An 11,267-nucleotide genomic window follows, 5' to 3' on the forward strand; every position below is an offset into this window, starting at 1 on the left:
AGATGTGTATAAGAGACAGGCGCGCCGTTCCCTCTTCCGCTCCTTCCGCCGCGCCTTGCGCGCCTTCCAGCGCTCCGACAGGCAGGCGAAGATCACATACAGCGCCGGCGTGGAAAGCAGGGTCAGGCTCTGCGAAATCACCAGGCCGCCGATCATGGCGATACCCAGCGGCCGGCGCAGTTCGGCGCCCTCGCCCAGGCCGATCGCCAGTGGCGTGGCGGCCAGGATCGCCACCATCGTCGTCATCATGATGGGGCGGAAGCGAACCAGGCAGGCCTCGCGGATGGCGCCCTTGTAATCGAGACCATGCTCGCGCTGCGCCACCAGGGCGAAGTCGATCATCATGATCGCGTTCTTCTTCACGATGCCGATCAACAGCACCAGGGCGATCATCGCGATCACCGACAGCTCGGTATCGGTGATGACCAGCGCGGCAAGCGCGCCCACGCCCGCGGCGGGCAGGGTCGAGAGGATGGTCACCGGGTGGATGAGGCTCTCGTAGAGCATGCCCATCAGGAGGTAGACCGTGATGATCGCGGCCAGGATCAACAACGGCATGTCGCTCTGCGATTGCTGGAAGCGGCGGAAGTCGCTGCCGGCGTCGAGGCGTATGTCACCGGGCATGCGCATGCCGTCGATCGTCTTCTGGATGATTTCCATCGCCTCGCCCATGCTGACGTTGGGCGCGAGGTTGAAGCTGACGCCCATGCTCGTGTACTGGTCCTCGTGCACGATCTGGGTAGGCGCGAGTCCCGGCACCTGTCTGGTCACCGCGGTCATCGGGATCATCGCGCCGGAACTGGAGCGCACGTAGATCTGGTTCAGCGACTCCGGCGTGGCGGCCATCTGCGGCAGCGCGTTGACGATCACGCGGTACTGGTTGATGTCCGAGTAGATCGTCGAGACCGCACGCTGGCCGAAGGCGTTGTAGAGCGCGCCGTCGATGTCGCCGATGGACACGCCCAGGCGTGCCGCCGTATCGCGGTCGATTACCATGTTCTGGCGCAGGCCGGCGGCATCGATGTCGCTGCCGACGTCCTTCAGCATCGGGTTCTTCTTCAGCGCGTCGACCAGCCTGGGCAGCCAGGTCTGCAATTCGACGATGTCGTTGCCCTTCAGCGACACCGAGTACTGGCCGCCCTGCGTGTTGCCGCCGCCACCGCCGGTGGGCAGGTCCTGGATCGGGCGCAGGCGCAGGTTGAGGTCGGGATACTTGTTGGCCTTGGCCGACAGCCGGTCGAGCACGACGAAGGTGCTCTCCTTGCGCCCTTCCGCCATGGTCTTCAGTTCGATGTTGAAGAAACCGCTGGAACCCGTGCGGCTGGTGCCGAGGCGCGAGCCCACGGCCTTCACGGCGGGATCGTCCAACAGCATCTGGGTGAGACGGGCCTGGCGCACCTTCATTTCCCCGAACGACACCGTCGAGCTGGACGTGGCGCGGGCGCCGATCAGGCCGGTGTCCTGAGGCGGGAAGAAGCCCCCCTTGACCATGCCGAAGAGCACGAAGGTCACCCCGACGAGGATCAAGGGCGTGATGGCCATGAGCAGGGCGTGGCGCAGGGTCCAGTCCAGCGCCACGCGGTACATCCCGAGCAGGCGCTCGTGCATCCGCTCCAGAGCCCGGCCCAGCTTCGATTCCGGCTTGTCGTCCTTGTGCGCCGTGAGGAAGTGCGCGCACAAGGACGGGGTCAGGGTCAACGACACGATGGCCGACACCACGATCGCGGCGACCAGGGTGATCGTGAATTCCTTGAAGAACATGCCGATGATGCCCGGGGCGAGCAGCAACGGGATGAACACCGCCACCAGCGACCCGGTGATCGAGACGATGGTGAAGCCGATCTCTCGCGCGCCGAGCAAGGCCGCCTCGAAGCGTGGGATACCCTCGTCCATGTGCCGGATGACGTTCTCGATCACCACGATGGCGTCGTCGACGACGAACCCGATCGCGATCACCAGGGCCAGCAACGTGAGGTTGTTCAACGTGTAGCCGAACGCATACATGACCACGAACGCACCGGCCAGCGATAGCGGTACGGCGAGGCCCGCGATCACCGTCGGCGCCAGCCGCCGCAGGAACAGCGCCATCGTCATGATGACCATGGCGAGGCTGATCAGCAGCGTGGCCTGCACCTCGTGCAGCGAGGCGCGGATGGTCGGCGTGCCATCGAAGAACGAATGCAGCTGCACGCCCGCCGGCAGCCATGCCTGCATCGTCGGCATCTGCGCCTTGATCCGGTCCACGGTGTCGATGACGTTCGCGTCGGCCTTCCTGTAGACGTACATCAGGATGCCGGGCTTGCCGTTGAACCAGGCCGCCTGGTAGGCGTCCTGCTGCCCGTCGTAGACCTTGGCGATGTCGGACAGGCGGATCGGCACGCCGTTGTTCACGCCGATGATCAGGTTGGCGAACTCTTCGGCCGTATGCAGCGAGTCGGTGGCCGTCACCGCCATCGTGGTGACGCCGTCGCTGAGGAAGCCCTGCGGCGAGGTCACGTTGGCGGCGGTGAGCGCGTTGCGCAGCTGGTCGGGCGACAGCCCCATCGCATTCAGCGCGCGCAGGTTCACGTCCACGCGGATGGCGGGCGTGGCACTGCCGGCGATATCGACGGTGGCGATGCCTTCCTGCTGGCGCAGGCGCTGGGCGAGGATCGAATCCGCCACGTTGTAGAGCGCGGTCGGCGCCACCGTGTCGGAGGTGAGCGCCAGCACGATGATGGGGTCGTCGTTCGGGTTGGCCTTGGTGTACGACGGCGCGTTCAACAGACCCGGCGGCAAGTCGGGCTGGGCGGCGTTGATGGCGGATTGCACGTCGCGCGCGGCGGCGTCGATGTTGGTGCCGTTCTGGAAGAACAACAAGACGAAGGCGCTGCCTTCGGAGCTGTTCGAACGCATGGACTCCACGCCCGGCACCTGGCCCAGGTGGCGTTCCAGCGGTGCGGCCACGGTGGAGGCCATCGTGCTCGCGTCGGCGCCGGATTGCTGCGCCTGGACGAAGATCGCCGGGAACTGGATGTTCGGCAGCGCGGCCACGCCGAGCAACGCATAACAGATGATGCCGACCGCGAAGATGCCGATAGCCAGCAGCGAGGTGCCGATGGGACGGCGTATGAAGGGGCCGGAAATGTTCATGGGGCGAAGCGGCTCATGGGGCGCGGGATGGCATGGGGCATCCCCTGCCTAACGCGCCAACCGGAAAAAGGTTTCGCCGGGCGGCGAACCGTCCGGCGAAGAGGGGGTATTTCCTTGGGAAGGGGCGATCCGCCATCAGCCCGCGGTCTGCGGTTCGATGCCGTGCGCCAGGGCGCGTCGTCGCTTGCGCTCGGCCAGCCAGTCCGAGAAACGCTCCATGTAGAGATAGATCACCGGCGTGGTGTAGAGCGTGACCAGCTGCGAAAGCAGCAGGCCACCGACGATCGACACGCCCAGCGGCTTGCGCAGTTCGGAACCGATACCGTTGCCCAGGGCCAGGGGCAGCGCGCCGAGCAGGGCGGCGGCCGTGGTCATCATGATCGGACGGAAGCGCAGCAGGCAGGCACGGCGGATGGCCTCCTGTGCATTCAGCCCGGTGCGCTTCGCCTCGATGGCGAAGTCGATCATCATGATCGCGTTCTTCTTCACGATGCCGATCAGCAGGACGATACCGACGATACCGTCCACCGACAGGCTCATGCCGCACAGGAGCAGGGCGAGCAACGCGCCGACACCGGCCGGGGGCAACGTGGAGATGATCGTCAGCGGGTGGATGTAGCTCTCGTAGAGCACGCCCAGCACGATGTAGATGACGATGATCGAGGCCAGCAGCAGAAGCACTTCGTCACCGACCGAGGACGAGAACTCGGCGGCCTTGCCGATGAACTGGCCACGCACTTCCGGCGGGAAGTTCAGTTCCTTCTCCACCTCGTGGATCGCGTCCACGGCCGACGACAGCGAGTAACCCGGCGCGAGGTTGAACGAGATCGTCACGGCCGGCAGCTGTTGCAGGTGGCTGACCACCAGCGGGGCACTGGTGACCTGGGCACTGGCGAGCGCGGCCAGCGGGATGGTGCCGCCACCGCCGACCTGGAAGCCGACGTTGCCGGTATTGCCGATGCCCGCCGGCGTGGCCGAGTTGCTCGAGGCCACCTGGCCGAAGCTGGTGGCGTTGGAGCCGGTCAGGGCGCCGTTGCCATTGCCGCGCACGGTGAGCTTGTTCAGCAGGTCGGTGCTGGTGCGGTATTCCGGCGAGACCTCCAGCACCACGCGGTACTGGTTGAGCTGGGTGAAGATCGTGGAGATCTGCCGCTGCCCGTAGGCGTCGTACAGCGTGTCGTCGATGGTCTGCACCGGCACGCCGAGGCGGCTGGCGCTGTCGCGATCGATGGTGAGCTTCAGCGCATTGCCCTTGTCGGCGAGGTTGCTGTCGACATCGGCCAGCTCCTCGCGCTTGCGCAAGGCCGAGGTCATCTGCTGCGCGTAACCCGCCAAGGCGGTCGAATCCACGGCGGACAGCGAGTACTGGTATTCGGTGGCGGACACCTGGCTGTCCAGCGTCACGTCCTGCACCGGCTTCAGGTACAGGGCCACGCCAGCGATATGCGAGGCGGCCTCCTGAAGGCGCGGCAGCACCTCGTCGAGACTGTCGCGGTCGCCGCGATCCTTCAGCACAAGGGATATCTGGCCCTGGTTGAGGGTCGGATTGACCGAGCCCGCGCCGATGAAGGCGGCCACGCCGGACACGGCGGGGTCCTTGCCCAACGCGTCGGCCACGGCCTTCGTGCGCTTCTCCATCTGCGGGAAGGCGACGTTCTGGTCGGCCTGTACGACGGCGGTGATGAGGCCGGTGTCCTGCTCGGGCAACAGGCCCTTGGGGATGATGATGTAGAGCACGACCGTGAGCGCCACCGAAAGCGCCGCGACGGTCATGGTCAGCGGCCGGTGGGCGAGCACCCAGTCCAGGCTGCGGCCGTAGCCCTCGACGATGCGCGACCAGGTGGTGTGCTTGCCGGCGGCCGCGGCGTGTTCATGGGCGTCGTCGGCGTCCGGCAGCTGGTCGGCCTTGAGCAGGTACGCGCACATCATCGGCGTGAGCGTCAGCGAGACCAGCATCGAGATCGCCACGGCGATGGTCAGCACCCAGGCGAACTCGTGGAACAGGCGGCCGGTGACGCCCGGCATCAGCAGCAGCGGCAGGAACACCGCGATCAGCGAGACGGTCAGCGAGAGCACCGTGAAGCCGATTTCCTTCGCGCCCACCTCGGCGGCGGTCTTGGCGTCCTGACCCTGCTCGATATAGCGGACGATGTTCTCGATCATCACGATCGCATCGTCGACGACGAAGCCGGTCGCGACCGCCAACGCCATCAGTGAAAGGTTGTCCAGCGACATGCCGGCGAAGGCCATGACGCCGAACGTGCCCATCAGCGACAGGGGCACGGCCACCGACGGGATCACCGTGGCCCACAGGCGGCGCAGGAAGACGAAGATCACCGCGACGACGAGGCAGATCGTGAGGATCAGGGTGAACTGGACATCCTCGACCGACGCACGGATGGTGATGGTGCGATCGGAGAACACCTGCAGGTGCACATCGGCCGGCAGCACCTTCTGCAGGTCGGGAATGGTCTGGCGGATCTGCTGCACCGTCTGCACGATGTTCGCGCCGGGCTGGCGGCGGATGTCGAGCAGTACGGCCGGCTTGCCGTTCGCCCATGCGGCGAGCTGGTCGTTCTCCACGCCGTCGATCACGTTCGCCACGTCGGACAGGCGCACGGGGGCGCCGTTCTTGTAGCTGATGATCGTGCCCTTGTACTCGGCGGCATCGGCCAGCTGGTCGTTGGTGCCGATGCTGTACGACTGGGTCTTGCCGTTCAGCGTGCCCTTGGGCGCGTTGACGTTGGCCTGGGTGAGCGCGCTGCGCACGTCCTCCATGGTCAGGCCGAGGTTGGCCAGCTGGGCCGGGTTCACCTGGATACGCACGGCCGGGCGCACGTTGCCGGCAATGGATACCAGGCCAACGCCCTGCACCTGCGAGAGTTTCTGCGAGAGGATCGAATCGGCGAAGTTGTTCACGTCGCGCAGCGCACGGCTGTCCGAGGTGAGCATCAGCGTCATGATCGGCGCATCGGCCGGGTTCACGCGGTTGTAGACGGGCGGATACGGCAGGTTGTTCGGCAGGGTGCCGCGCGCCTGGTTGATGGCGGCCTGCACGTCCTGCGCGGCGATGTCGATGTCGCGGTCCATGTTGAACTGCAGGATGATCGTCGACAGGCCCGCCGACGAGTCCGAACTCATCATGTTCAGCCCGGAAATCTGGCCGAAGTTACGCTCCAGTGGCGTGGTGACCAGGGCCGCCATGGTGGTGGCGCTGGCACCGGGGTACTGCGTGGTGACGACCAGGCTGGGCGCGTCGATCTCCGGCAGCGCCGACACCGGCAACTGCCGGTAGCCGAGGATACCGAGCAACAGGACCGCCACCATCAGCAACGAGGTGGCGATCGGCCGGCGGATGAAGAGTGTCGAGAAACCCACGTTCTATTCCTGGTGTCGGGACCTCGCGGTCCGTGGCGGCGCGTCCGTCGTGGACACGCCGCGCGCTAAGCGCTATCAGCCGCGGCGTCCGCCCTGGCGGCCCTGCTGATCCTTCTTCGCCTTCAACTCCTCGGCCGTGGGCGCGGCGGGAACCTGTCCCGGCGCCAGCGGCTGCACCTTCGAGCCCGGCTTGAGGCGGAACTGGCCCTCGGTCACCACCTTGTCGCCGAACTTCAGGCCCTTGCTGATGAGCATGTGGCTGTCGCCCACCTCGGTGGCGGTTTCCACGGGCTGCATCTTGACCGTGTTGTCGCCCTGCACGAGGTAGACGTAGTCGCCATCCGGGCCGCGCTGGACCGCCTGGGCGGGCACGACGAGGCCGTTCTTCACCGTGCGCACGCGGACGCGCGCATTGACGAACTGGCCCGGCCAGAGCTCCGTCTTGCTGTTGTCGAACAGCGCGCGCAGGCGGAACGTGCCGGTGGTGGTGTCGATGGTGTTGTCGATGACGTCGAGCTTGCCGGTGGCCACCACGTGCGCGTCGACGCGGTCGAGCGCGGCGACCTCGAGCGGAGTGGCGCCTTCCTCGCGCATGGAGGAACGGACCAGGTCGAGGTTCTTCTCGGGCAGGTTGAACGAGACGTAGATCGGATGGACCTCGGTCAGCGTGACGATCGTGTCCGTGGTGGCGACGATGTTGCCGACGTCCACGGCGCGAATGCCGGCGAGGCCGTCGATCGGCGCGATCACCTTGGTGAAACCCAGCTGCACCTGCGAGGCGCGGATCGAGGCCTGGTCCGCGACCACCGTGGCGACGGCCTGGTCGAGGGTGTTCTTGAGGTTGTCGAGGTCCTGCTTGGACACGTACTGCTGGCCGCCCTTGCTGACCAGGTTCTGCGAACGCTCGAGATTGTTCTTGGCGGTGGCCGCGGCGGCCTGGTCCTGGCGCAGCTTGGCGACGGCCTGGTCGTACTGCGACTGGATGGTGCGCGGGTCGATCTCGGCGATGACATCGCCCTGCTTCACTTCCTGGCCTTCCTGGAAGTTGAGCTTCATCAGCTGGCCGCCGACCTGCGGGCGCACCACCACGGAATTACGCGCCTGGGCGGTGCCGGTGGCGGTGAGGTAGACGGGCACATCCTGGCTGGCGACGGGTACGACCGTGACCGGCACGGGCGGCTGGTCCTTCCCCTGGCCTTCTCCATTGGCCTTGCCTCCCTGGGTCTGGGCTGCGTTCGCACCGTCGGCATGACGCAGCCGGGGAACGACGAATATGCCCGCGATCACCAGAACCACGATGACGGCCAGCGCGATCTTCCAAAAACGCGACATGCAAAACACTCCCAGGATGAATGACCGGACGGGGATACCTGGTCCGACCGGCGCGCCGTGCGCCACGGGGGTTTATACCCCCAAAAGGTGAAAACCCTACGGCGCCAATATAGGTGTAGGTGAACGGCATTGAACAATGCCGGTTGACAGGGGTACAGCATGACTGACGGCACGTCTCCCCGCCGGTCCCCTGGCACGGCACGGGCATGCAGACCGCTGACTCCCGCGGAGGTTCCGTTATACTCGCGAAATTCGACGCCGCATTTGCGGCCGGCAGGCACGCCGGATCCCGGGGAGGGGACGGCACACCCAAATCAGTGGAGTCAATGCGTGAGCGGTTCTCCGAGCAAGTCCGACCAGAACTTCATGCGTCAGTTCTCGTGGCTGACCGCCGGCCTCAGTGTCCTGGCCCTCGTCCTGATGGTTATCGCCTATACCATCTACAGCAACATCCCCAAGGATCAGGACCCGGCCGTCGCCAAGCGCACCGAGGCCCGGATCGCCCCCGTCGGCGGCGTCTATGCCGGCAACACCGGCCGCGCGGCGATGCTGGCCGCCCAGGAAGCCGCCGCGAAGGCCGCCGCCTCCCAGGTCGCCTACGGTGGCAGCACCGATGGCAAGACCATCTACGACAACCTGTGCCACAGCTGCCACACGGCTGGCGTGGCCGGTGCGCCGAAGCTCGGTGACAAGGCCGCGTGGTCCGCGCGTATCGCCCAGGGCATCGCCACCCTCACCAAGCACGCCATCGACGGCTACACCGGCCCCGACGGCAACCACATGCCGGCCAAGGGCGGCAATCCGGCCCTGACCGACGAACAGGTCGGCAACACGGTCAAGTGGATGGCCGACCAGGTCAAGTAAGCGGCGGAAGGCGGGCCACCCACTCCTTCGCGAACACCCGCAGCTGCGGGAAGAACCGCTCGAAGCTGGCCTGCAACATGGCGTCCTCCGCCATCAACAGCGGCATGGCGTCCGCGACGGGGTTGGCCCGGGACAACCGTTGCGAGATACCGCGCAAGGCCTTGGCGATCGCCTCGGCCCGCGCGTAGCCGGCCGGAAGCCCGTTCGCGTCCATGTAACCGAGGAAGCGCTTCAGCGCGTCGGGCAACCGCGGACCGGCGGCATGCAACTCCGTGCGCAGGTTCGTCGAGAAATCCTCCAGCGGCGTCGCGGACCAGTGCGCGAAATCGCGCGCCAGGCAATGGTCGAACCACATGTCGAGGAGGATGCCCGCATAGCGGCGGAACGGCGCGGGCAAGCGCTCGCGGGCCGCGCGGACCTCGTCGTGGCTGTCGGTGAAGCTGTCGATCGCCCGGTGCAGGTGGATACCCTGGCGGACCCGTTCGGGAATGGCCGGATCGGGCGTGCCGTGCACGAAGTCGCCCATGATGCCGCCCAGGCGCAAGGCCGTGTCGTCACCCGCCAACAAGGCATGTGCGAGGACGTTCATCGCCGGCCTTCGCCGCGAACCGGCCAGCCAGCGGGTATCATGGAGAGCATGAGCGATCTTCTACCTACAGCGCCGGATCACTTCCCGGACGAGAGCATGAGCTTCGCGCTCGCGGGGCCGGCGGGCAAGCTCGAATGCGAAGCCAAGGCCGCCACCCCCGACGTGGCCCGTCACGGCATCGCCGTGATCTGCCACCCGCTGTCCACGGACGGCGGCAGCATGCACAACAAAGTGGTGACCATGATCGAGCGCTCGTTGCGCGAGTCCGGCATGGATACGGTCATCTTCAACTTCCGTAGCGTGGGCAGGTCGGAAGGTGCGTTCGACAGCGGCAATGGCGAAAGCGACGACCTCGCCGCCGTGGTCGCCTGGGCGCGCAAGGTCCGCCCCGGCGCCGCCCTGTGGCTGGCCGGCTTTTCCTTCGGCAGCTACGTGACCCTGCGCAACGCCATCCACCTCGGGGCCGACGCCGTGATCAGCGTCGCACCCCCCGTGGCAGGCCGCGGCTGGGATTTCTCCCAGCTGGAACTGCCCCTGCGCCACTGGCTCGTGGTCATGGGCGACGCCGACGAGATCGTCGAGCCGCAAGCCGTCTACGACTGGGTCGACAGCCTGCCGGAAGAGGTTCGGCCGCAACTGGTGAGAATGGAGGACACCAGCCATTTCTTCCATCGCCGCCTCATGGACCTGCGCGGCGTCATCAAGAACGGCGTGAAGAACTGGTTGCCGGAGCCCCGCGCCGCATGACCTGCACGGAATCGACGCCCGGCGAACGCTACCGGGACGGTATCGCCGGACATCGCTGGGAATCCGACCCGGCCCAGTTGCCCGTCATCGCCGAGTTCGACCGCCTGCATGCGGCGCTCTGCACGCCCGAGCCGGCCGCCGGTGGCCTGTTCGGCCGCCTGCGCAGCATGCTCGGCAACGAGCCGCGCGCCGCCGTGCGTGGCTTGTACCTTTGGGGCAGCGTCGGCCGGGGCAAGACCTTCCTCATGGACCTCTTCGTTTCCAGCCTCGCGCCGGGCCTCGCCCTGCGCCGGCACTTCCACCGCTTCATGCTGGAGGTGCACGGCATGCTGCGCGAGCTTGGCGAGCGGCAGAATCCGCTCGACGAAGTGGCCGAACGCCTCGCCGCGAAATGCCGCGTGTTGTGCCTGGACGAATTCCTCGTCTCCGATATCGGCGACGCCATGATCCTCGCCGGGCTGCTGGACGGCCTGTTCGCCCGCGGCGTCACCCTGGTCACCACCTCGAACACGCCGCCGAAGGGCCTCTACAAGGATGGCCTGCAACGCGCGCGGTTCCTGCCCGCCATCGCGGCGATCGAAAAGCATTGCGTGGTCCATGAAATGGTGTCCCCGCACGACTGGCGCTTGCGCGCCCTGAGCCAGGCGCCGGTCTACCTCGTGCCGCCCGGCCAGGAAGCCGAGCGCTCGCTGACGAAGATCTTCATGGGCCAGGCGCAGGGAGACATCGTCGAGGCCGGCTCCATCATGCTCAGCGGTCGCGACGTGCCGGTGCGCAAGCGCGCCGACAACATCGTCTGGTTCGACTTCGCGGCGCTCTGCGAAGGTCCGCGCGCCGTCGCGGACTACATCGAGCTGGCGAAATCGTATCCGGCCGTGATCCTGTCCAACGTGCCGCAGTTCACCGTCTACTCGGAAAACGAAGCCAAGCGCTTCGTGTTGCTGGTGGACGAGTTCTACGACCGCCACGTGAAGCTGGTACTCTCCGCGGCCGCGCCGATCACGGAACTCTACGATGGCAGCAAGGTTCGCGCCGAGTTCGGCCGCACCGAATCGCGGCTCATCGAAATGCAGAGCGAGGACTACCTCGGCCGTGACCATAAACCCTGACACGGCACGGACAGGGCCGGCTGGCCGGTCGTATCGTCGGTCCGCCATGCTTCACCGGCGGGTCTCCCGCGCCATCTGACGAGGTACGCCATGGAACCTGTCTCTTATACACATCT

7 protein-coding genes are annotated in these 11,267 nt (G+C 66.6%); 3 read left to right on the forward strand and 4 right to left on the reverse strand.

Going from position 1 to position 11,267, the window contains the following annotated elements; genetic code table 11:
* From ACR9ZJ_RS17215 to ACR9ZJ_RS17225, 3 genes are all read right to left on the reverse strand, one after another.
* Positions 1 to 3,132, reverse strand: a 3,132-nt coding sequence (locus ACR9ZJ_RS17215) for an efflux RND transporter permease subunit (RefSeq protein WP_481288441.1), incomplete at its 3' end; no start/stop codon positions are given.
* 135 nt (positions 3,133 to 3,267) lie between these two features.
* A complete protein-coding gene (locus ACR9ZJ_RS17220; protein WP_481282313.1) occupies positions 3,268 to 6,510 on the reverse strand; it encodes an efflux RND transporter permease subunit in 3,243 nt (1,080 codons plus the stop codon).
* 75 nt (positions 6,511 to 6,585) lie between these two features.
* A complete protein-coding gene (locus tag ACR9ZJ_RS17225) occupies positions 6,586 to 7,842 on the reverse strand; it encodes an efflux RND transporter periplasmic adaptor subunit (protein WP_481282312.1) in 1,257 nt (418 codons plus the stop codon).
* A gap of 366 nt (positions 7,843 to 8,208) precedes the next feature.
* Between ACR9ZJ_RS17225 and ACR9ZJ_RS17230 the strand changes: the two genes are divergently transcribed.
* Positions 8,209 to 8,706, forward strand: coding sequence for a c-type cytochrome (locus tag ACR9ZJ_RS17230; RefSeq protein WP_481288445.1), 498 nt, complete (start codon positions 8,209 to 8,211; stop codon positions 8,704 to 8,706).
* Here the strand turns inward: ACR9ZJ_RS17230 and ACR9ZJ_RS17235 are convergent.
* Positions 8,699 to 9,295 carry an acyl carrier protein phosphodiesterase gene (locus ACR9ZJ_RS17235; RefSeq protein ID WP_481288442.1) on the reverse strand — a complete coding sequence of 199 codons (597 nt, stop codon included), beginning with the start codon at positions 9,293 to 9,295 and terminating at the stop codon, positions 8,699 to 8,701. The genes ACR9ZJ_RS17230 and ACR9ZJ_RS17235 overlap by 8 nt on opposite strands.
* Positions 9,296 to 9,343: 48 nt before the next feature.
* Between ACR9ZJ_RS17235 and ACR9ZJ_RS17240 the strand changes: the two genes are divergently transcribed.
* Both ACR9ZJ_RS17240 and zapE read left to right on the forward strand, forming a co-directional pair.
* Positions 9,344 to 10,042: an alpha/beta hydrolase gene (locus tag ACR9ZJ_RS17240; protein ID WP_481288443.1), complete on the forward strand. Its 699-nt coding sequence runs from the start codon at positions 9,344 to 9,346 to the stop codon at positions 10,040 to 10,042.
* The gene (gene zapE / locus ACR9ZJ_RS17245) at positions 10,039 to 11,151 is read left to right on the forward strand and encodes a cell division protein ZapE (protein WP_481288444.1); all 1,113 of its coding nucleotides are present in this window, start codon (positions 10,039 to 10,041) and stop codon (positions 11,149 to 11,151) included. The genes ACR9ZJ_RS17240 and zapE overlap by 4 nt, the downstream gene beginning before the upstream one ends.
* Positions 11,152 to 11,267 lie beyond the last annotated feature (116 nt).

The sequence above is a fragment of the Luteibacter sp. KNZ12-1A genome (assembly GCF_056755675.1).